Annotated in this window: 20 protein-coding genes; 12 read left to right on the top strand and 8 right to left on the bottom strand. The window is 60.6% G+C overall.

Annotated features, from left to right (window positions below; genetic code table 11):
- The first annotated feature begins 40 nt into the window (after positions 1 to 40).
- From ACP0KA_RS18825 to ACP0KA_RS18815, 3 genes are read left to right on the top strand one after another with little or no spacing between them, the layout of a single operon-like run.
- Positions 41 to 1,225, top strand: a complete 1,185-nt coding sequence (locus ACP0KA_RS18825) for an MFS transporter (protein ID WP_424630250.1) — start codon at positions 41 to 43, stop codon at positions 1,223 to 1,225.
- Positions 1,226 to 1,266: 41 nt separating this feature from the next.
- Positions 1,267 to 1,980 carry an alpha/beta fold hydrolase gene (locus ACP0KA_RS18820; RefSeq protein ID WP_424630249.1) on the top strand — a complete coding sequence of 238 codons (714 nt, stop codon included), beginning with the start codon at positions 1,267 to 1,269 and terminating at the stop codon, positions 1,978 to 1,980.
- Between the two features lie 13 nt (positions 1,981 to 1,993).
- Entirely contained in the window at positions 1,994 to 2,377 is a 384-nt protein-coding gene (locus ACP0KA_RS18815) for an AMP-binding enzyme (protein ID WP_424630248.1), read from the top strand.
- Here the strand turns inward: ACP0KA_RS18815 and ACP0KA_RS18810 are convergent.
- The gene (locus ACP0KA_RS18810; protein WP_424630247.1) at positions 2,350 to 2,625 is read right to left on the bottom strand and encodes a hypothetical protein; all 276 of its coding nucleotides are present in this window, start codon (positions 2,623 to 2,625) and stop codon (positions 2,350 to 2,352) included. The genes ACP0KA_RS18815 and ACP0KA_RS18810 overlap by 28 nt on opposite strands.
- A 464-nt stretch (positions 2,626 to 3,089) precedes the next feature.
- Here ACP0KA_RS18810 and ACP0KA_RS18805 point away from each other — a divergent pair, with 464 nt between their 5' ends.
- From ACP0KA_RS18805 to ACP0KA_RS18790, 4 genes are read left to right on the top strand one after another with little or no spacing between them, the layout of a single operon-like run.
- Positions 3,090 to 3,560 (top strand): MarR family winged helix-turn-helix transcriptional regulator, encoded by a 471-nt coding sequence (locus ACP0KA_RS18805; protein WP_424630246.1) that lies wholly within the window; start codon positions 3,090 to 3,092, stop codon positions 3,558 to 3,560.
- A gap of 2 nt (positions 3,561 to 3,562) precedes the next feature.
- Complete coding sequence (locus ACP0KA_RS18800; protein WP_424630245.1) at positions 3,563 to 5,632, top strand: FUSC family protein; 2,070 nt, start codon at positions 3,563 to 3,565, stop codon at positions 5,630 to 5,632.
- Positions 5,629 to 5,838 carry a DUF1656 domain-containing protein gene (locus ACP0KA_RS18795; RefSeq protein ID WP_424630244.1) on the top strand — a complete coding sequence of 70 codons (210 nt, stop codon included), beginning with the start codon at positions 5,629 to 5,631 and terminating at the stop codon, positions 5,836 to 5,838. Before ACP0KA_RS18800 ends, ACP0KA_RS18795 begins: the two co-directional genes overlap by 4 nt.
- Positions 5,835 to 6,731 (top strand): efflux RND transporter periplasmic adaptor subunit, encoded by an 897-nt coding sequence (locus ACP0KA_RS18790; protein WP_424630243.1) that lies wholly within the window; start codon positions 5,835 to 5,837, stop codon positions 6,729 to 6,731. Before ACP0KA_RS18795 ends, ACP0KA_RS18790 begins: the two co-directional genes overlap by 4 nt.
- Positions 6,732 to 6,746: 15 nt before the next feature.
- Here ACP0KA_RS18790 and ACP0KA_RS18785 read toward each other — a convergent pair whose 3' ends face one another.
- The 5 genes from ACP0KA_RS18785 to ACP0KA_RS18765 all read right to left on the bottom strand — a co-directional run bounded on the left by ACP0KA_RS18785 (position 6,747) and on the right by ACP0KA_RS18765 (position 13,465).
- The gene (locus ACP0KA_RS18785; protein WP_424630242.1) at positions 6,747 to 6,989 is read right to left on the bottom strand and encodes a hypothetical protein; all 243 of its coding nucleotides are present in this window, start codon (positions 6,987 to 6,989) and stop codon (positions 6,747 to 6,749) included.
- A 214-nt stretch (positions 6,990 to 7,203) separates the two neighbouring features.
- Positions 7,204 to 9,018, bottom strand: a complete 1,815-nt coding sequence (locus tag ACP0KA_RS18780; protein ID WP_424630241.1) for an NAD(P)-binding domain-containing protein — start codon at positions 9,016 to 9,018, stop codon at positions 7,204 to 7,206.
- 292 nt (positions 9,019 to 9,310) lie between these two features.
- Positions 9,311 to 9,877 (bottom strand): hypothetical protein, encoded by a 567-nt coding sequence (locus ACP0KA_RS18775; RefSeq protein ID WP_424630240.1) that lies wholly within the window; start codon positions 9,875 to 9,877, stop codon positions 9,311 to 9,313.
- A 373-nt stretch (positions 9,878 to 10,250) separates the two neighbouring features.
- Positions 10,251 to 10,544, bottom strand: coding sequence for an antibiotic biosynthesis monooxygenase (locus ACP0KA_RS18770; RefSeq protein WP_424631656.1), 294 nt, complete (start codon positions 10,542 to 10,544; stop codon positions 10,251 to 10,253).
- Positions 10,545 to 10,612: 68 nt separating this feature from the next.
- Positions 10,613 to 13,465 carry an ATP-binding protein gene (locus ACP0KA_RS18765; RefSeq protein ID WP_424630239.1) on the bottom strand — a complete coding sequence of 951 codons (2,853 nt, stop codon included), beginning with the start codon at positions 13,463 to 13,465 and terminating at the stop codon, positions 10,613 to 10,615.
- Positions 13,466 to 13,762: 297 nt separating this feature from the next.
- On the opposite strand from ACP0KA_RS18765, the gene ACP0KA_RS18760 reads away from it, so the two are divergent.
- On the top strand, positions 13,763 to 14,287 hold the full coding sequence (locus ACP0KA_RS18760; RefSeq protein WP_424630238.1) for a PaaI family thioesterase: 525 nt from the start codon (positions 13,763 to 13,765) through the stop codon (positions 14,285 to 14,287).
- Between the two features lie 50 nt (positions 14,288 to 14,337).
- Here the strand turns inward: ACP0KA_RS18760 and ACP0KA_RS18755 are convergent, their stop codons facing one another.
- The gene (locus ACP0KA_RS18755; protein ID WP_424631655.1) at positions 14,338 to 15,069 is read right to left on the bottom strand and encodes a response regulator; all 732 of its coding nucleotides are present in this window, start codon (positions 15,067 to 15,069) and stop codon (positions 14,338 to 14,340) included.
- Positions 15,070 to 15,449: 380 nt separating this feature from the next.
- On the opposite strand from ACP0KA_RS18755, the gene ACP0KA_RS18750 reads away from it, so the two are divergent.
- The gene (locus ACP0KA_RS18750; protein WP_424630237.1) at positions 15,450 to 15,812 is read left to right on the top strand and encodes an SPW repeat domain-containing protein; all 363 of its coding nucleotides are present in this window, start codon (positions 15,450 to 15,452) and stop codon (positions 15,810 to 15,812) included.
- 201 nt (positions 15,813 to 16,013) lie between these two features.
- On the opposite strand, the gene ACP0KA_RS18745 is transcribed toward ACP0KA_RS18750, so the two are convergent.
- The gene (locus ACP0KA_RS18745; protein WP_424630236.1) at positions 16,014 to 17,342 is read right to left on the bottom strand and encodes an MFS transporter; all 1,329 of its coding nucleotides are present in this window, start codon (positions 17,340 to 17,342) and stop codon (positions 16,014 to 16,016) included.
- A gap of 378 nt (positions 17,343 to 17,720) precedes the next feature.
- Here ACP0KA_RS18745 and ACP0KA_RS18740 point away from each other — a divergent pair, with 378 nt between their 5' ends.
- The 3 genes from ACP0KA_RS18740 (at position 17,721) to ACP0KA_RS18730 (ending at position 19,611) form a co-directional block, all read left to right on the top strand.
- The gene (locus ACP0KA_RS18740) at positions 17,721 to 17,861 is read left to right on the top strand and encodes a hypothetical protein (protein WP_424630235.1); all 141 of its coding nucleotides are present in this window, start codon (positions 17,721 to 17,723) and stop codon (positions 17,859 to 17,861) included.
- Between the two features lie 117 nt (positions 17,862 to 17,978).
- The gene (locus ACP0KA_RS18735; RefSeq protein ID WP_424630234.1) at positions 17,979 to 18,497 is read left to right on the top strand and encodes a DUF2380 domain-containing protein; all 519 of its coding nucleotides are present in this window, start codon (positions 17,979 to 17,981) and stop codon (positions 18,495 to 18,497) included.
- 271 nt (positions 18,498 to 18,768) lie between these two features.
- A complete protein-coding gene (locus ACP0KA_RS18730; RefSeq protein ID WP_424630233.1) occupies positions 18,769 to 19,611 on the top strand; it encodes an HD domain-containing protein in 843 nt (280 codons plus the stop codon).
- Positions 19,612 to 19,653 lie beyond the last annotated feature (42 nt).

The raw sequence follows: 19,653 nt of genomic DNA, 5'->3' as shown, positions 1-19,653 counted from the left end.
GCCCGCCGTAGCTCACCCAACCATCAGATCGAGAAACATCGTGGATCGCCGATTACTCATGCTTGCCATGGGCATGTTTGCCATGGGGACGGATAACTTTGTCGTCGCCGGCATCCTGCCCAGTGTCGCAACGTCACTCAACACGTCCATCAGCCTTGCTGGCCAGATGGTCACCGTCTACGCTCTCTCCTTCGCCGTCCTGGCGCCAGTGATGGCCGCGCTGACAGGCGCATGGCCGCGAAAGGCGTTGCTGGTTTCGGCGCTCGGCATTTTCGTGGCCGGCAACGCGATCAGCGCCGTTGCAAACGACCTCAACACGGTGCTGGCGAGCCGCGCCTTGGCCGGACTTGGCGCGGCAATGTTCGCACCAACCGCCCTCGGTGTTGCAGCGTCTCTTGTGGGACCCGAGCGCCGAGGCCGCGCGCTCTCCACTGTGTCGGCAGGCCTTGCCGGCGCCACGGCGCTCGGTGCTCCCTTGGGAACATTCATCAGCGGGTATGGAAGCTGGCGCGCAACGCTCTGGTTTGTCGCGGCGCTCGGCGCGCTCGCGATGACGGGGCTATGGCTGCTTCTGACATCAGTGCCACAGCCTGAGCGCGTGCCGCTTCGCCAGCGGCTGGCACCTCTTCACGATAGCCGCATCGCATTGACGCTGATGACGACATTGTTCGCGTTTGGCGGCTTCCTGATGGTCTATACCTATGCCGGCCTCGTGTTCGACCGTGTCACCGGCGGCGATGAGCGCATTCTCGCGGGACTGCTGCTGTTCTGGGGCGTGGCCTCGACGCTCGGCAACGCCCTGTCGGGCCGCCTCGTCGACAGGTTCGAGAGCCGGAAGATCATCAACGGCGCACTCGTCATCGCCATTGTGAATTTTGCCCTGCTCCCCTGGACCTCCGCTCATCCGGTGACAGCCGCCATTGCGCTCGCGGTTTGGGGCTTTGCCGGATGGGGCCTGATGGTGCCGCAGCAACATCGCCTCGTGAAGACGGCGCCTCATGTCGCTCCGTTGTTGCTGGCTCTGAACAACACCGCGACCTACGGCGGCCTCGCCTGCTCCGGATTGCTCGGCGGCGTCGTGCTTCTGCTGATCGATCCGCACTTCCTCTCCTTCATTGGCGCGGGGGCGCTCGCCATCGCGCTCCTGTTCGCTGAGGTCGCCCATACGACGATTGCGTGGCGTGCCCGGCTGGAGCGCGGGCCTAAAGCGCTCGCCGAGATCTGATCGATTTGACCGCGCATGAAGCGCTGAGGAGATCCAAAACGATGTCGACCTACGTCCTTGTTCACGCCGCCTGGCACACCGGCACTGAATTGGAGCCCGTCGCAGCCTTGATGCGAGCAGCCGGCCATCAGGTCTTCACCCCAACCCTCGCAGGCAATCGGCCGGGAGACGTCAAAACCACAGGGCTTGAGGAGCAGGTTCGATCAATCGTTGATTTCCTGACGGACACCGACCTGAACGACGTCATCCTGCTCGGTCACAGCTCTGGCGGAATGGTCATCACCGGTGTCGCCGACCGAGTCCCTCATCGCATTCGCCGCCTGGTGTACTGCAATGCATTTGTCGCCAACAACGGAGAAGCGATCACTGACCTGGTGCCGCCGTACTACCCTGGTCTCCTCACCAAAGGCGACGACGGTTCGATTGCGTTGCCGTTTCCGATCTGGCGCGAAGCCTACATCAACGACGCAGATTTTGAGACCGCGCAACGCGCCTACGACAGACTCAATCCACAGCCCTTCAAGACATTCACCGACAAAGCGGTGTTGCGCACGAATCCGGCCGAGATGACGCTGCCGAAGTCCTTCATCAATTGCACGGAGGATATGGCCCTTCCCCATGGCTTCGCGTTTCATCCGGTGCTGTCGGCAAAGCTCGGACTGTTTCGGCTCGTCCAGATACCTGGCAGCCACGAACTGTGCTTCACGAATCCGGCAAGGCTTGCGCAAGCCATCGTCGAAGCCGGCAGGGACTGATCGGGAAAGGCACATGACGATGCCGAAGAGCCCAATCACACGCGATGAAGAGAATGCGGTCATCATGCGCGGTGGGTCCAAAATTTCTCTGATCGAGATCGAAAGCGCATTGCGGAGCCATCCGCTGGTGCGCGATGCGGCGGCCTTTGGCGCGCCGGATCCGGAGTTAGGCCAGCGTGTAGCAGCCGTCGTACAACTGGAAGACGATAGCGACGACGCGGCCATCGACATCATTCTGGGTGCCATCAGCGAGCAACTGACGGATGACAAAATACCGGAGCTGCTGGTGGCGGTTGACGCCGTGCCGCGCGATGAGCTCGGGACAATCGATCGGCAAGCTTTGGCAGAAGCTATTCTCGGCGTATCGACTTACCCGCGCAGCTCTCGCCTGAGCTGACGGTTCGATACGCGCGCGGGTGCTTGCGTGCCGAACGCGGCCTCGCGCAAGCGAACCAGACCGCCTTTTGAGATGCGATCGAGATCGCGTTCACCGTGCCGGACCATTTCAACGATATGTTGCGCCAGGATCGGGCGCAACCTGTCGGCCTCGACCGGTATGCCCGGGACCACAAAGCGATCCCATGCATGATCGAAAGCAAGCGCCATGAGGCGCGTGATGTCAGCGCTTGAATCGAGACTCGTCACGATGTGTCCCCCGCTCATCGCGAGCGATAAAATTGGCAGCAACTTTCGCCGCTGCATAGACCGATTCGCACGGAACGAATGTCGCAGCGATGACGATTTAATGACTGTTACGATTCAATCACGTCTCGGTCCGGATTCCGACCGACCGAGATACGCGCCGCGCAACGGATGACACGCATAAAAAAGGCCCGGTCGCGCTGAGCAATTGCGACCGGGCTGGAAGTGAGTGCCGAACCCCTGATGCGCAAGGGAACTGCGGTGAGCTAGGTTAGCGCAACCGCCCCAAATGAGAATGCCAATAAGCATCGGGATTTTTTCCCGATCGGCGGCTCAAGAATTCCCGCCCGGAAAGCGAGGCAGCCCCGCGCGAATGGCCCCTGTATCCTTCGTCGCCATCACCAAGACGTGAATGAATAGGATCAAAATAAGTTGCAGCCTAATAGATAGGATACTATCTATTTTTCATGGCAACCTCATCCTCGATCGTTCAGGCGGAGCTCGGCCTGCTTGTCCTGCGACTGGCGCGCATCTGGCGCCGCAGGGTCGACCAGGCACTGGCGGAACACGAGATTTCGGAAGCGATGGCGCATCCCTTGCGCATGTTGTCGCGCGCCGGCAAAGGCGTCCGTCAGGGCGTCCTCGCCGACGAACTCGGCATTGAAGGGCCTTCACTCGTCCGCATCATCGATCTGCTCGCCGCCGAAGGTCTGGTGGAGCGCCAGGAAGACCCGACCGACCGCCGCGCCAAGGTTCTTCAGATCACGCCGCGCGGCGAAGCCAAGGTCGAGGAGATCCTGAAAGTGATGCGCAAAGTCCGCGCCGAACTCTACAGGGGTATCTCCGCCGATGACTTGGCCGTTACCTTCGACGTGCTGCGCAGGATCGAAAACACCGCGCTTCGTTCGTTAGAGGTCGCCGAGGCCGTGGATGCATAGCGATGGCTGCCGTTCGTCCACCATTTCTGGTTCGCCACGCTGAGATCATCTTCTCGCTGAAAACCTTCGCCGCCGCGATGCTGGCGCTGCTGATCGCGCTCTGGGCCGATCTGCCAAAGCCCTATTGGGCGATGGCCACCGTCTATATCGCCTCGCAGCCACTGGCTGGTGCAACGCGCTCGAAAGCCTTGTTCCGCGCTACAGGCACGTTGATCGGGGCCGCGGCCACCGTGGTGCTGGTGCCCAATCTCGCCAACGCGCCGGAGCTGTTGAGCTTGGCCATCGCGCTGTGGATCGGGCTTTGCTTGTATCTGTCGCTGCTCGACCGCACGCCGCGCAGCTATATGTTCATGCTGGCGGGCTACACCGCCGCGCTGATCGGCTTTCCGTCAGTCTCGGACCCCGGCACTATTTTCGACGTCGCGGTATCGCGGAGTGAAGAGATCCTTCTCGGTATCATTTGCGCCAGCCTCATCTCCACCATCGTGCTGCCGCGCAGCGTCGGAACGGCGGTCGCATCGCGGGTCGATACCTGGCTCATCAGCGCCCAGCAGCTGAGCCAGAGGATTCTCATCGGCGGCGACGCTGCCGAGAAAGCAACACGCGCCCAGCGGCTGCAGCTTGCCGCCGATGCGATCGAGATCGACACCCTGTCTGATCACCTCGCCTACGACCCGACGGTCGATAGCGACATCGTGCGCTGGATGCGCGAACTGCGGCTGCGCATGCTGATGTTGTTGCCGCTGCTCGCCTCGATCGGCGACCGCATCAGCGCGCTTGGCGCGGACGCCCGCACAACCCACCCCCAGTTAACGAGCCTGATTGACGATCTTGCCCGCTGGCTCGGCGCGAGCGATGCCGCGCGCGAGCCGCCAGAACAATTGCGCGCCGCGATTGCCGCCCAGCAGCCGACGCTCGATGCAAATTCGTCATGGGATCAGATCGTGATCGCGAACCTGCTGATCCGGCTGCGCGAACTGGTGGATATCTCCCATGACTGCCGGGCGCTCAACCGTGCCATCGCTGATGGCCGCCGTCCGCTCGGCGCGGAATTGGCGTTTCGTCCTGGAGCCGGTGCTGCACCCGTCAGGCATATCGATCGCGGCATGGCGCTATGGTCGGCTGCAGGCGCCGTTCTGGCGATTAGCCTCTGCTGTGCATTCTGGATCGCGACCGGCTGGGTCGATGGCGCTTCCGCACCGATGATGGCCGCGGTCGGCTGTTCGTTCTTCGCCGGCCAGGATGATCCGGCTGTGGGCCTGCGCGGTTTCGCCAAGTGGTCGCTCGTCTCGATCATCGTCGCAGCCGTTTATCTGTTCGGAATTTTTCCTGCGATTTCCAAGGTCGAGATGCTGATCGTGGCGCTCGCACCGGCGTTCCTGCTGTTCGGCTTTCTCGCCGCGCGGCCGGCAACGCTCTTCACCGGCATGCTGCTTGCCGTCAACACCGCCACCTTGATGGCGCTGCAGTCGACTTATAATGCCGACTTCGAGGGCTTTGTAAATTCAAGCATCGCCTTCCTGATCGGAACCGAGATCGCGATCGTCACCACCTTGCTGGCGCGCTCAGTCGGCGCGGAATGGAGCGTGCGCCGGATTATGCGCCAGAGCTGGACGGAGGTGGCGCGCGCCGCCGAACAGCGCGGCAACCGCGACCGGGCTACCTTCGCCGGGCTGATGATCAACCGCATTGGACTGTTGGCACCACGGCTTGCCGCGCTGCCTGACAGTGGATTGCACACGGCCAACAGCCTGCGCGAACTGCGCGTAGGCCTCAATATCGTGGACCTGCGCCGCGCACGCCACGGTCTGCCGCCCCGCGCGTTGCGGGCGATGGATGACATGCTCGACGAACTTGCGAGTGACTTCCGCCGGTATGACGGCGATACGATGCCGCCAGAGTTGTTGGCGCGGATCGACCGCGCGCTGGCCAAAGTGATGCTGGAGGCGCGCGATGACGTGCGCGGCGATGCGCTGCTCGGCCTCGTCGGCATTCGCCGCGGTCTGTTTCCAAATGCATTGCCTTATCAGCCGGAGGCACCCGGCATTACAACGCAGGGTGTTGCCGCATGAGATACGATGTTGACTTGTTTGGCGTTCTGATGCCGTCACTGCTGGTGTGGTGCACCATCGCCTACGTACTCGGCACGCTGCTGCGCCGGCTGATTGAACGCACCGGCTTCTATCGCTTCGTGTGGCATCGCGCGTTGTTCGATCTTGCCCTGTACGTCTGCCTGCTCGGCGGCGTCGTCTATTTATCTTCCGAGATCCTGTCATGACCAAGACTATTCAATTTCTTCGCCGCTTTGCGGTCACCGTGCTGGCCGTCGCCGCCGCGCTCGTGGTCGGCATCTATCTGTGGGACTATTACATGGATGCGCCCTGGACACGCGATGGGCGCGTCCGCGCCGACGTCGTCACCGTTGCGCCGGACGTCTCCGGCCTCGTCACCGACATCCTGGTGAAGGACAATCAGCAAGTGAAGCGCGGCGACGTCCTGTTCCGGATCGACCGCGCGCGCTTTGCCCTTGCCTTGCAGCAGGCCGACGCCGTCGTCGCCGGCCGCCGCGCCATGCTCGATCAAGCGGACCTGGACCTGAAGCGTTATCGCGGCCTCACTCACGACGAAGTCTCGCAGCAGAAGCAGGAACAGGTTCTGGCCACACAGTTGCAGGCCAAGGCGGCCTATGAGCAAGCGGTTGCGGACCGCGCGGTGGCTCAGCTCAATCTCGACCGCAGCGAAGTGCGCGCATCGGTCAACGGCACCATTTCCAACATGGAGCTGCGCCCGGGCACTTACGTCTCGGCCGGCAAAGGCATCATGGCGCTGGTCGACAGCGATAGCGTGCATGTGGACGGCTATTTCGAAGAAACCAAACTGCCGCGCATTCACGTCGGCGACAGCGTGACGATCCGTCTGATGGGGGACGCCGCACAGCTCCACGGTCATGTCGAAAGCATCGCCGCCGGCATCGAGGACCGCGACCGGACCGCGGGCAGCAATCTGCTCGCCAACGTCACGCCCACGTTCAGTTGGGTACGCCTCGCCCAGCGCGTGCCGGTGCGCATCGCACTCGACAACGTTCCCGACAGCACCAAGCTCGTCGCCGGCCGCACTGCGACCGTGGAGGTTATGCCGAAAGATGGGACGAGCGTCGCGAAGCTGTTTTAAGCGACCGCCCCCGCTTCAGTACACCCATCGCGCGCAGGCACCGCCGCGCCATACCGCACACCTGCGGACTGCTCGACGCGTCTGGCGGACGGTGGTCCTGGCGACGCAGACGCCACGAACGCGTGTCCTGCCCGGGCCGCAGCCGTAGGCGACCTCCGTGATCACGCCGTCCGGCTCGTGAACCGGCGCGGCCGGCATTGCCTGCGCTGACGTTGCGGCAACCATGGCGAAGAGGGCAAGTGCGATCAGTCTGATCATCAGCTTTCTCCAGCTCTTGTTTGTCCAGCTCTTGTTTCTCCAAGTCTTGTTTTTTCCAAGTCTTGCGGGCGATTTGCCGAGGTTGGTTTGCAAAGCGCTTTTCCGCGTTGACCTATCGCAATGCCCGCTTTTGGGGCACGTCCGTACCTCCACGCGCGCGACGCCGATCCGCTTTGCCTCCCTGCCCGTCAAGTCCAACAGGCGCCGGCTTCGATCACCCGCGGTGATGTACCTGCTGCAGGCCGTAGACCGGCGTTGGAATCTTCTCCATCCGCGCTTTCAATTGAAGCGAGAGAAATTGGGAATAATGCCGCGACTGGTGCAGGTTGCCGCCATGAAACCACAGCGCCTCCTGCTGGGTCGGCTTCCACATGTTGCGCTGCTCGCCTTCCCACGGGCCGGGATCCTTCGTGGTGTTCGAGCCGAGGCCCCAGACCTTGCCGACCTTGTCCGCCACCTCCTTTGAAATGAGATCGGCAGCCCAGCCGTTCATCGAACCATAGCCGGTAGCGTAGACCACGAGATCGGCGGGCAGCTCGGTGCCGTCGCTCAGGATGACGGAATTTTCGGTGAGCTTTTTCACATCGACGCCGCTCTTCAGCTTGACACTGCCGTTGGCGATCAGCTCCGACGCGCCGACGTCGATGTAATAGCCCGAGCCGCGCCGCAGATATTTCATGAAGAGCCCGGAGTCGTCGTCGCCATAGTCGAGCATGAAGCCCGCCTTCTCGAGACGCTTGTAGAACTCCGCATCCTTCTCCCGGATGGCGTTGTAAACCGGGATCTGGAACTCGTGCAGGATCCTGTACGGCAGCGACGCGAAGGTGAGGTCGGCCTTGGCAGTGGTCATGCCGTTCGCCACCGCCTGCTCGGAATACAGCGCGGCGAGGCCCAGCTCCATCAGCGAATCCGACTTCACGATGTGCGTTGTTGAGCGCTGCACCATAGTGACATCGGCGCCCGCCTCCCACAGCGCCGCGCAAATATCATGCGCGGAATTGTTCGAGCCGATCACCACCGCTTTCTTGCCTTTATATTTATCCGGCCCGGGATGTTGCGACGAATGGTGCTGGTCGCCCTTGAACGCCTCCATCCCCTCAAACTTCGGCATGTTGGGTTTGGCGGACATGCCGGTGGCCAGCACGAGCTGCTTCGGCTTGAGCACGATCTCCTTGCCGTCACGCTCGACGACAACCGTCCATTCCTTCGCCTTCTCGTCGTAGCTGGCTTTCTTGCAGGTGGTCGAGCCCCAGTAGTTGAGCTCCATCACCTTGGTGTACATCTCCAGCCAGTCGCCGATCTTGTCCTTCGGCGAGAACACCGGCCAGTTCTTCGGGAACGGCAGATACGGCAGATGGTCGTACCAGACCGGATCGTGCAGGCAGAGCGACTTGTAGCGCTTGCGCCAGCTGTCGCCGGGCCGGTCGTTCTTCTCGATGATGATGGTCGGCACGTTAAGCTGGCGCAGCCGTGCGCCGAGCGCGATGCCGCCCTGCCCGCCGCCGATGATGACGCAATAAGGCTGACTAGTGATGCCCAGCTCAGCGGCTTCCTTCTCGCGCCCCTCTTTCCACGTGACGCGGTTGCGGTCCGCGCCGTGCTTCACGCCCATGGGCCGGTCGAAGCCCTGCGCTTCTTCGTGGCCTTTCAATTCAGCCATGGTGGTGAGCAGCGTCCAGATCTTGCCGTCCTTCAGGCGGATGTGGCCGAAGCCGCGCGCGACGTCGGTCTCGAACTGAATCCAGCTCTCGATCAGCCCATTAGTGTCGGTGGCGTCTTCACCATCGGCAATTGTCCAGTTCGAGGGTCTGGTGTTGGCAAGGCGCGCGTTGAGCATGTCGCGCACCTGATCCTTGCCTTCCATGGTCTTGATGTTCCAGGTGAAGGTAACGAGGTCGCGCCAGTAACAGTCGGTCTGAAACAGATCGACAGCGCGGTCGACGTCGCCGGTGGACAGTGCCTGACCGAGCGTATCGAGCAAATCGGACACAATCTTATTTGGAGCCTTGTCGAGCGCGGTGTCGAGCATTCTGAAGTCCTCCCTGGCGAGCGTTCGCTCTGCTCTATAATCGGCGCGTTGAAGCACGCCACTCAACATGCGGCGGAAGCAACGGCCCGCGCCGCCTCATCGATCTTCGGGACGTGCGGAAATGTTAGCACTTTGCGAGAGCGACGCGAGCAGGAAAGCTGCGGTGCCGAAAGAGTGCGCGCGCGAAATCTGGCGATTGCGCTGCGGCATAAGATCGCCGGTGAGCGTTGCGCGTGTTTGGCACCACCCGGGCTCTTCTGAACTCAACTCCCTCTCAACGGATGTCCCACACTTATTTGATTTCCCAACTCGTGTTGTGCGGGATGTCCATTGCAAAATAACCGCCGGGGCCAGCCGGGGCCGGCATGCTGATGCAAGCAAATGGCTCACTCCCTGTGATGCCTTTGTACTTCCCGGTACCGCCGGTGATGACATGGGTGCCGCAATCCATTTTCGGCTGCGACGCATCGAGATCGCGCGTATCGAACGTCGAAAAAATCTTGTCGCCGTCGGCATCCGCCAACACGCAAGCACCGTTGATGTATTTCTTCTCGCCGGCCGCGACACGCAGCGCGGAGCAATGCGCCGACATCCTGTCGAGCATCTTCTCGCCCTTCATGTTTTGGGTCGTTCCGACCGCCTCCAGCGTGGTGGCCGTTCCGAGATCGGCGATATCAATGCTGGTCAACGGGCGGAAAATGAAGTGGGTGACGTAGGGCGTCGTCCCCTTCTTCTCAATCGGATCTGCTGAGGCAGCCATTGGCATAAAGGCTGTCAGTAGTCCGGCGAAAATCGCCGTTTTAACGAGTGTCATTGCGGCGGCAGGCGCCGCAATTGTGCTGAGGCTGATGGGCTTCATCTGTTCCTCCCTGGATCAAGCAGCGGTTCAGGCTCATGATGACGACGAGCCCACGCGTGATACGCCTGAGGCGTCTCCGCTTCGAGCTATCGGGCTATTTCACTGAACAGGATGCGGCAGGAACGGTGCCGGACTTCGCGCTCTCGGCGAAATCGACTGGAGCGCGAAGATCTTCCGGAAGATGTGCAGCATCCGCCGAGACCTTATCCACGTCCGATAGCTGTTATGGGCTTCAACAAATCTACCACGTCCACGCTGTCGGAGTGAGTGCGCTGCTGGTTACGGGTACCTTAAGATGATCACTTTTGATTTCAACCTCATCAGCCCGCGCAAATGCGTCCCGCTGACGCGGACTTCGGAAGATCTACATGCACTACGCCAGCGTGTGAACGATCACAGGCCCGGCCACCGCCGTGATCGGTCCGGTGAGCAATGGCGATAGGTTCTGCTCGATCCACGCCAGCCCGCGCCGGTTCGACTCCTCCGCGCCTGCAAAATTATTGAAGATACTGATCGCGGTCACGGTATCGTCCGGCGCATAGACTACGTAGTAGGCCATAAAACCTTCAACATCGCTGATGATCGGAATAGCGCCCTCCTTGATCCGGACGGCCAGCTCTTCGGCCATGCCTGTCTTGGCCTTACCCTGACGAATGGCGGCATACATGAGACATCCCTCCATATGCTTTTCAGTCACGTGATGTGTCCGCGCGCCCGCCCAAACTGCAGCCTAAGCTAACTCAGGCTCGCCAATAAGCGTTTGGCTTCAATCAGATCTGCCGTATCGAACCCCTCTGTGAACTGCTCGAGAATACCTTGTAGCAGCGGCCGTGCGCGCTTAGGTCGATCCCGTGCAACCAGCAGCCGCGCCAAATCGACTGAAGCGCGCAACTCCCAGGCTCGTGCACCCTGACGACGGCTCAATTCAACCGCCTGAAACAAGCAGGTCTCTGCGGCATCGCTGCCGGAAGGCTGCAGCCCGAACAAAAGGTTACCCTTCACACGAAGCGCCTCAGGGATATACAAGACATCTCCGTTTGCCTCGATGAGTTTTATCGTGTCATCGATCAGCGTGACGCCTTCCGCAAATTGACCGGTCGCCGCAAATCCCTGAGCGAGTGAGATGTTGAACGTCGTGGTGAACGACCTGTAACCTGCCACATGGAGGTCCTGAAGGCAGCTCTGCAAATTCTCAACGCCGTCCTTGGCATCGCCTCTGCGGATAGCCAGTAGTCCTTTGAGGCCACGTGCCACTATGAGATAGGGTGCCATTGAATGGGCTTCGGCATGGGCTATGAACCAATCAATGTGCTCGTCAGCACTTTGCAGGTCCCCGGTCCAAAGGAAGACGGAAATGGCGCCGTTGAGCGCGATGGATAGCGTGACCGGATGCCCCAAGCGCGCGGCGTCTCTGACCGTCCGGCGTGCCCGTTCTAAAGCCTGAGCAGGATGGCCCTGCAGCCACAGGGTTTTCGCCAGCGCGACACCAGCCACTGTGCGGTGATCGAACGCCAGCAGGATGATGTTGGTCGGTTGGGAGTCCAGCCCATGCTTAAGCGCCGCACTTAATTCGATCCGGGCGCCGCCGAGATCGCCGGTGGACTGGAGCGAAGCCCCCAACATGGACCGGGCCAACGCATTGGCGACCGGGTCTCCGGAGTCCACTGACAACGCACAATTGCGCTTTGCGTATTGAAGCGCGGTTTTGAATTCTCCGCCCCGCGTGTGGAGCAGATGCAGCAGACCCAGCACTTGCACCTGGTTGAGGATGTCGCCACGTTCTTCGGCAATCACGAGACCTCTGCGCAAGGCAGCACACGACGCCTCGCTTTCGCCGCGCGTGAACATCAACGACAACCCCAGCGCCGCCTGAAGACGCATCTCCATGCGCCCTCCGCGCGTTTCATCATCGAGAGCGAGGATGGCCCGCTCCGACCAGCGATGGCACTCGGTCAAAAGAGACATCGCCAGAAAAACAGGCGCGGCGGCGGAAGCAAGTTCAACGCCAAGCTCGGCATTGCCGTTGATGCCGAAGCACCATTCCAGCGCGGAGCGTGCATTGTTAAGATCGTGAAGGTGGGGAAGCCGGTCCGTCACATTCCTGAGCGTCGACCATCCAGCGACGGTCTGCTCCAGCCATTTCCGGTAATAGGTGGCGTGACGCGTCGCCACGTCGGCAACTTCGATGTCGTCAATTTCGATTTCAAGGACGTAGGCGCGTGTTGTGTCCAGCAGGCGGTAGCGCATCGTTGAGCCGACGGGATCGGCCGTGACCATCGATTTGCTGACCAAGCTCTCGATTGCGCCAACGACCTGTCCCTGATCGATCCTCGCGCTTGTGGCAACGGCCTCCGCCGCCTGAAGCGTGAAATGATCGACGAATACAGCAAGCCGACGAAGCACCGCGCACTCCACATCGGACAGGAGCTCATAGCTCCAGTCGAGCGTCGCGTGCAGGGTCTTTTGCCGTGGCGGGGCGGTGCGATGCCCCGGCCATTCCAAAGCAAGGCGCTGGTCGAGGAGCGCGGCAGTTTGCTGCAGCCCGTAAGTTGCAACCCTTGCGGCTGTCAGCTCAATGGCGAGCGCGACACCGTCGAGCTTGCGGCAGATGCCCGCCACGATCGCAGCGTCTTGATCGTTGAGGTCCAAGCGAACGCCACTCGCCGCAGCTCGCTCTACAAACAACTGGATTGCCGGGAACGTTAGTGCGTCCGCCGCAGTCAACCCCGGATCGTCCGGCGGAAACGTCAACGGCATCAACCGATACACCTGCTCGCCTTCGACGCGCAGCGCTTCGCGGCTCGTGGCAAGAATATGGACCTGCGGAGCCTCCAGATAGATGCGCTCCGCGATGGCTGCGACGGTGTCGATGAGGTGCTCGCAACTATCGAGAACCAGAAGCAGTTGCTTGTCGCGCAGATATGCAATCAAGCTGGGTGTCGGGTCCTCGGATTGAACCGACAGCCCGAGCATCGATGTGACGGCGCTGGCGACCAAGCCGGCATCGCTCAAGGCTCCAAGGTCGACGAAGAGCACGGCTCCGGCGAAAGCATCGAGCAAGTCATGCACGACCGCCACGGCAACCGTGGTTTTGCCGACCCCGCCTGGGCCAACGACCGTGACAAAACGCGATACACGCAACAGGTTCGTGAGCGTGAAGACATCGTCGGTGCGCCCGACCATCCGCGTTGAGCGGGTAGGAAGATTGGAGTCCTTGAAAGCAGCAGCCGTCGCAATTCCGTCGGGTTGACCGTTCGACCGCGAGATCGGCGCGACAAAGCAATAGCCGCGACCGGCCAGGGTGCTGATGTACCGCACACCATCTTTGCCATCGCCCAGCGCCTTTCGAAGGGCCGCAATATGAAATCGTAAACTGCCCTCTTCCACAACGACGTCAGGCCAGACCTTCGCCATCAACTCTCTTTTGCCAACGATCTCGTTGGGGTGTGACACCAAGGCAATCAAGGTATCGAGGGTTCGCGCGCCCAGTTCGACGGAGGTGCCGTCCTTCATCAGGAGGCGTTCGCTTGCAACCAAGCTGAAAGGGCCAAAAAAGATAACATCTCTATTCTGTGCCGGCTGCGCCATGCGTCTTCCCCTCATAGCCGCCTGAGCCGGCTGGCATCCTAGGACAAGCATCGGTGCCGCACCACAGAGACCGAGGTTGTGGAACTCGTCGCAGTCCTGTTCCTGATTGAAAGAGGTGCCACCTCACTCGGCTTTGGCTACGACAAAACGGCAATCCCAACAGCCCTGCCTTGCCGTGGCTCGCAACAGCTAACAGCGTTCACAACGCATAACGGGCAATTCCCCGCGGGGTCTGCTTTGGTTGCTTGAGGCAACAAGTGAACGGACTGTGCCGCGTCCGATCGCTGCCGAATAAGGATGACCATCGCCGGACCAGGGTCACCGGAAATCGTCGCGCGGATGCGCAACACGCCGGCAACCGAGATAACCATGGAAAACAATGATCGAAGCGGTCCGTTCTGGGACTTGATCGAAGGTCGCCGCCCTTTAGCTGCTGTATCCCGTTTGTTGGGATGGAAGCTGCTTGCACTTGATCCTGTTCAAGGAACAATCAGGGTCGAGTTCACGGCTTCGCCGGATTTCATCAACCCCATCGGCACAATCCAGGGCGGGATACTCACCGCGATGCTTGATGATGCGATGGGGCCCGTAGCAACCGCATACCTGGGCGGGCACTTGATGGCCCCGACCTTGGAGCTGAAAACAAACTTCATGCGCTCAGCGATGGTCGGCCCGCTGTTTGTCGAGGCAAAAGTGGTTCATCGCGGACGCAGCATTGTATTTCTTGAAGGGACGATGAAAGACAAGGACAACAGATTGATCGCCACCGCCAGCGCCACTGCACGCATCTATGACTGGCCGGAAGAAACGAAGACAAAATAGACAGACAGGACCGGGATCATGCCAAGACCGATCCCGATGTCCCTGGCTCCTCAGAATGACTCGACCGACATCGAAAGGATATAACCAACGCCGTGCACGGTCTGAATCATACGAGGCGCCTGAGGGTCGATCTCAAGCTTGCGACGCAGCCGGAAGACCTGGACATCGACACTTCGGTCGAAAATATCCTCGTGGATGCGTGTCGCTTGCAACAACTGCTCTCGCGAGAGAGGCCGCCCGGGCGCTTCGAGAAACGCCAATAGCAACGCATATTCGCCCTTGCTCAACGAGACCGGTGTTTCATGAGGATCGACGAGTGTTCGACTGCGGCGATCAAGGCGCCAACCGTTGAACCTGTATCCGCCTCGCTCCGGATCGCGAGCCAAGCTCGCGCGCATCATCTCCTGCCGGCGCAGCACGGCGCGGACGCGCGCGAGCAACTCCCTCGGGCTGAATGGCTTGACGATATAGTCATCCGCGCCAAGCTCGAAACCAACGATCCGATCAATTTCATCAGAGCGATGGCTCGTGATGATGACCGGAACATCGGAGCGCGCGCGGATCGAGCGCAACAGGTTAAGCCCGTCATCTCGGCCAAGTTGCAGATCGAGAACGATCAAGCACGGGTGCCGGCCCGTGAAATGCCGGTCCACCTCACTTCGGTTCGAGGCTGAGCTGGTCGGCAGATTCTGATCGGCGAAATAGCTGATCACCATTTGCCGCGTTGCCGGATCATCGTCGGCGATCAGGATATGGCCGATCTTACTCAAATCGCCATTCATGCCATTGCCGTTGAGGGCACCTGCGGCACTCGATGGGGCAGGAAGACCGCCCCGTGCGGGCGAAAACGATATTGCAGACATCATCAGAGTCCTTAATGAATGTGCGAGTTTCTTGATGCTTCACGCTGAAGCGGACCATCAGCGGCAATCAGTCGAATTGCTCTCCACGGTCTGTTTCACCTGTCATCAGGTGACGGCGCATTCAAAGCAGAGTTCGCACGGAACCGCTCGTTATGCCTTGTGAACTGCTGTGAGGAGCTGCGAGACAGGCGGCCTGCGGCCCCTCACTTATGCTGGGTCACAACGTCTCGCGGCGATCGGCGCATGCTCGAAAATAACTCCTTCGCGGTATGATGACGGTGAGGAGGGAGGTGAGCATCATGCGCATTCAACATCGGCAAGACATTGCCAGCCTGTTGGTAGGCGTGTGGCTGGTTATATCGCCGTTCTTTCTCGGCTTCGCAGGCGCAGCGACATGGATCACCATCGTGCTTGGGATCTGTGTCGTTCTGTTTGCAGTGGAGGGCTTCGTCATTCCGTCCTATCTGGAGGAATGGGGAGAAATTCTCCTCGGCCTGGCACTGTTGGCCGCTCCTTGGACGGTCGGCTACGAGGCGGGAGCAGCAACAGTTAACAGCGTGGCATCCGGCCTGCTGGTGATCTTGTTTGCCGTCTGGGAATTGATGACTGATCGCGATTTCACCACATGGTGGCACGATCACTGGCATCACCCGGCCAACTGAGAGAGCATCCTGAACCTGTCCCCAATCCGCGCGCGGTTCGAAGCGAAATGTCTACACCGCGTAGATGGCCGCGCTGATTTGATGCGACAGGATTTCTGACATAAAGCGCGTCGACGATCCCGCGCTTGCCGTGCGCATGCACTCTCTGCCTGACTGTGCAGAAAATGTGCGGAGCTTGTAAGCCCCGCACATGATCTCACGTCACGACGCGGTGCGCGGCTCGAACGGCTGCCAGATGCTCATGCGGCGCGTCTCCGGCATCAGGAACAGCGCGAGCACAAAGCAGATCGCCGGAACGACGATCGGATAGATCAGCGCATAGCCGACACTGTTGGTGGCCGCGAATGCCGCCGAGGTGATGAACGGCACCAGTCCGCCACCCCAGCCGTTGCCGATGTGATACGGCACCGAGACCGACGTGTAGCGGATCCTGCCGGGGAAGTATTCGGCGAGGAACGCACCGACCGGCCCATACACCATCCCCACATAGCAAACGAGAATGAAGATGATGAAGATCGCGACCGGGTAGTTGATGCTGCCGGGCTGCGTCACCGTGCCCAGCCACATATACAGCGGATAGTACGTCAACGCGGCGAGCAACATGCCGCCCAGGATCACCGGCTTGCGGCCGATGATGTCGGACAGCCAACCGAAGAAGATCAGGCTCGGCGTTGCAAGCAGCAGCGCGGCGCCCACGATGTAAGCCGAGGTCAACGGATCCACCTTGGAGACCTGCTGCAGGAAGTACAACGCCCAGAACTGGCCGCTGTACCACACCACGCCCTGACCGATCAGCACGATGGTGGCGATCCCGACATACTTGATGTTCGAAGAGAGGAAGGCTTCCTTCCACGGGTTCTGGGTCATCTGCCCTCTCGCCTTGATCTGCTGGAAGATCGGCGTCTCCTGCAGCTGAAGCCGGATGTAGATGGCGACCGCAACCAGTACGAAGGACAGCAGGAACGGAACGCGCCACGCCCAGGCATTGAAGGCCTCAGTCCCGAAATAGGCGCGTGTGGCGATGATCACCGCCAGCGACACCACAATGCCAAGTGTTGGCGACGTCTGCAGCCAGCCGGTGTAGTAGCCGCGCCGCTCGTCCGGCACATGCTCGGCGACATAAGTGATTGCGCCACCATACTCGCCGCCCAGGCATAGACCCTGGATCATGCGCAAGCCGAAGAGAATGAATGCAGCGGTCAGGCCGATGGAATCGTAAGTCGGGATCAAGCCGATGGCGCCGGTGCCCAAGCCCATGCCGCTGAGGGTGACGAGAAAGGTGTACTTGCGGCCGATGCGGTCGCCCATCCATCCGAACAGAAACGCGCCGAGCGGACGGATCAGGAATCCGGCCGTGAACAGCGCAATCGTGCTTAGGAGTGCCGCGACCGGATGGGATTGCTCGAAGAACTTGACCGAGAGCACCGCGGCCAAGCTCCCGAAGATATAGAAATCATACCACTCAATGACGTTTCCAACCGACGCGGCGACGATCACGCGGCGGAAATCCCTGGGGACTTCAATAGCCATGTTGGCCTCCTTTTACGTCAAGAAGCGCCACCCCTGTTTCAGTGCTGGTGGTCTCGCGGCGCGCGGCCTTGCCTGCGCGGCGTCTGGGCGTCTGCAACGACATGTCGGCAACGGCGTCCAAACGCCTGCCTCAGGGAACTTCCAACCACCTGAGGACCGCTCCAGCGGGCCTTCCAAAACGTTTGGCACCGCGAGCCGATACCGCTTTCTTCCGCATTATGTCCGGAACTAAAGCGACCACAGCAGTGTAATCCCGAATGGTACATCGCCGTATAAGACTTTTGGCCCATCAAATTGACGGCATTTATATTTTCAAGTTCCTGCAACCTATCGGGCCCCTTCGGCGTCTTGAATGTGTCATCGAAGGATTTGTTGCGTATGCTGACGGAACTTTTTGCGCGGTTGCGCGAATGGCTGAAACCGAAGCCTGAAGTGGACATGCCATTCGACGAAAGCGAAGACCGCTCCATGCTGGCCGACGTGGCCCGGCTGCTCAAGGAGAGCGAGCCACCGCGCTGATCCCCAAATCTGATGAAGCATGACTTCGCCTGGCCGCGGGGTGGATTCGCTTTGGCCACCGGACGTTGTATCATGGCACGGCTTCGCGCCAGCTCCTCGTCCTGCACTGGAGAAGATATGCGCTTCAGGTTGCACCGGCCGTCCATCGTGCTCGCGTCCGCGCTGATCGCTCTTGGCTTTGCCGCACCGGCAGCTCGCAGCGAAACGACACCATCGAGCAAACTTGCGGTGGCGAGTTTCAACTTCGAGGACACGTCCGGCGAAGCCAAGAACGATAAGACGCCGCACGACGCCATGCTGAAAGACTTTCAGTCGATCGTGAGCAAGACCCTGTCCGATAAACTGAAGCTCGACGTCACGCCACTGCCCTGCGCGCCGGACAAATGCTCCCTCGCCGACCCCGGCATGGAAGCGCTTGCGGACATGGCGAAGAAGGCCGATGCGCGCTACCTCGTCGCCGGCGGGCTGCACAAGATGAGCACCCTGGTCGGCTGGGCCAAGGTCGTCGTCGTGGATCTCGGCCCGAACGGCAAGGTCTGCGACCGGCTGCTCTCCTATCGCGGCGACAATTCGGAAGCCTGGGAGCGCGCGGCGAAATTCGCAGCCGGCGACCTGATCAACCACTGCATGCGGTGATCAATCCTCAATCACGGGATGAAAAATAACGCTCACGTCTCCTTCCCAGCAGGAGCTTTATTGAGACGCCTGAGATCACCCGCGGACGGTCAATTGTTCACTTCGTCCTGCTTCTGATCTGTCTCCATTTTCGGATTTCTTAGCAAGGAGCGCGCCTGACGGCGGCATGCCCATAGGGACAATCTTTTAAACTTCTTGAAACAGCGGTATCGTCTTCTCGCGGCACGACACTAGAGCTATCGGGAGATTCACCCTCGTTCGGAGCGCGTGGATGAAATCGATCACCGCCATTGCCGCCCACAGGCTGGGCAATTTTTTGACCAAGGATTTCCGCCGGGTGTTCGGCTCGGCCCATGCTGACGAAGCCGAGCGTCTCGGCTCCGCCGCCCGCGCCACCATCGAATGCGTCGCGAGCAGCGACGCGCTCTATCACACCTACGAACACACGCTGCAGGTGACTATGGTGGGGCGCGACATCCTGCAGGGCATGATGGTGTCGCGGCGCATCGAGCCGTCCGATTACAGCCACCTGATTGTCGCGTGCCTGTTGCACGATATCGGCTATGTCCGCGGCGTGCTGAAGGAAGATACCGAAACCGAGTTCGCGGTAGATGCCGCCGGCCACAAGGTGACGCTGCCGCGCGGCGCATCGGATGCATCGCTGGCGCCGTATCACGTGGACCGCTCAAAGCTGTTCGCCTTCGAGCGGCTCGAGAAAAACCCGACCGTCGATGCCGCTCGGGTCGCAGACGCGATCGAGATGACGCGATTCCCGGTGCCGAAAGATGCGCAGCGCACATGCGGCCTCGAACCCAAGCTGGTGCAGGCTGCCGACTTTATCGGCCAGCTCGGCGATCCCCTCTATTTGCGGAAGGCGAACGCACTTTATTACGAATTTGAAGAAATCGGGATGAACAAACAGCTCGGCTACTCCTCGCCCGCCGACATCATCGAGAAGTATCCATCATTCTTCTGGAACAGCGTCTCGATCCATCTCGACGACGGCATCAAGTACCTGAACATGACGACCTCCGGCCGGCAGTGGATCGCCAACCTGCACCATCACGTGCTCTGCGCCGAACGCGCGCAACGGCTGATGGGGCCGCAGGTGTAAGGTTCGGTTCTATTGATCGCTTGCTGCTCATCGTTCCCTACG

It is taken from the genome of Bradyrhizobium sp. SYSU BS000235 (assembly GCF_049747295.1).
Lineage (GTDB): Bacteria > Pseudomonadota > Alphaproteobacteria > Rhizobiales > Xanthobacteraceae > Afipia.
The sequence above is the reverse complement of the archived record's forward strand: the minus strand, read 5'-3'. Positions and strand labels throughout refer to the sequence as shown.

What these genes read in the sequence shown, in the direction of transcription:
- ACP0KA_RS18785 (WP_424630242.1), bottom strand. Translation starts at nt 6,989, where the DNA reads ATGATCAGACTGATCGCACTTGCCCTCTTCGCCATGGTTGCCGCAACG.
- ACP0KA_RS18770 (WP_424631656.1), bottom strand. Translation starts at nt 10,544, where the DNA reads ATGTATGCCGCCATTCGTCAGGGTAAGGCCAAGACAGGCATGGCCGAA.
- ACP0KA_RS18735 (WP_424630234.1), top strand. Translation starts at nt 17,979, where the DNA reads ATGCGCTTCAGGTTGCACCGGCCGTCCATCGTGCTCGCGTCCGCGCTG.
- ACP0KA_RS18815 (WP_424630248.1), top strand. Translation starts at nt 1,994, where the DNA reads ATGACGATGCCGAAGAGCCCAATCACACGCGATGAAGAGAATGCGGTC.
- ACP0KA_RS18805 (WP_424630246.1), top strand. Translation starts at nt 3,090, where the DNA reads ATGGCAACCTCATCCTCGATCGTTCAGGCGGAGCTCGGCCTGCTTGTC.
- ACP0KA_RS18775 (WP_424630240.1), bottom strand. Translation starts at nt 9,877, where the DNA reads ATGAAGCCCATCAGCCTCAGCACAATTGCGGCGCCTGCCGCCGCAATG.
- ACP0KA_RS18745 (WP_424630236.1), bottom strand. Translation starts at nt 17,342, where the DNA reads ATGGCTATTGAAGTCCCCAGGGATTTCCGCCGCGTGATCGTCGCCGCG.
- ACP0KA_RS18820 (WP_424630249.1), top strand. Translation starts at nt 1,267, where the DNA reads ATGTCGACCTACGTCCTTGTTCACGCCGCCTGGCACACCGGCACTGAA.
- ACP0KA_RS18765 (WP_424630239.1), bottom strand. Translation starts at nt 13,465, where the DNA reads ATGGCGCAGCCGGCACAGAATAGAGATGTTATCTTTTTTGGCCCTTTC.
- ACP0KA_RS18780 (WP_424630241.1), bottom strand. Translation starts at nt 9,018, where the DNA reads ATGCTCGACACCGCGCTCGACAAGGCTCCAAATAAGATTGTGTCCGAT.
- ACP0KA_RS18790 (WP_424630243.1), top strand. Translation starts at nt 5,835, where the DNA reads ATGACCAAGACTATTCAATTTCTTCGCCGCTTTGCGGTCACCGTGCTG.
- ACP0KA_RS18740 (WP_424630235.1), top strand. Translation starts at nt 17,721, where the DNA reads ATGCTGACGGAACTTTTTGCGCGGTTGCGCGAATGGCTGAAACCGAAG.
- ACP0KA_RS18730 (WP_424630233.1), top strand. Translation starts at nt 18,769, where the DNA reads ATGAAATCGATCACCGCCATTGCCGCCCACAGGCTGGGCAATTTTTTG.
- ACP0KA_RS18755 (WP_424631655.1), bottom strand. Translation starts at nt 15,069, where the DNA reads ATGAATGGCGATTTGAGTAAGATCGGCCATATCCTGATCGCCGACGAT.
- ACP0KA_RS18760 (WP_424630238.1), top strand. Translation starts at nt 13,763, where the DNA reads ATGACCATCGCCGGACCAGGGTCACCGGAAATCGTCGCGCGGATGCGC.
- ACP0KA_RS18800 (WP_424630245.1), top strand. Translation starts at nt 3,563, where the DNA reads ATGGCTGCCGTTCGTCCACCATTTCTGGTTCGCCACGCTGAGATCATC.
- ACP0KA_RS18795 (WP_424630244.1), top strand. Translation starts at nt 5,629, where the DNA reads ATGAGATACGATGTTGACTTGTTTGGCGTTCTGATGCCGTCACTGCTG.
- ACP0KA_RS18750 (WP_424630237.1), top strand. Translation starts at nt 15,450, where the DNA reads ATGCGCATTCAACATCGGCAAGACATTGCCAGCCTGTTGGTAGGCGTG.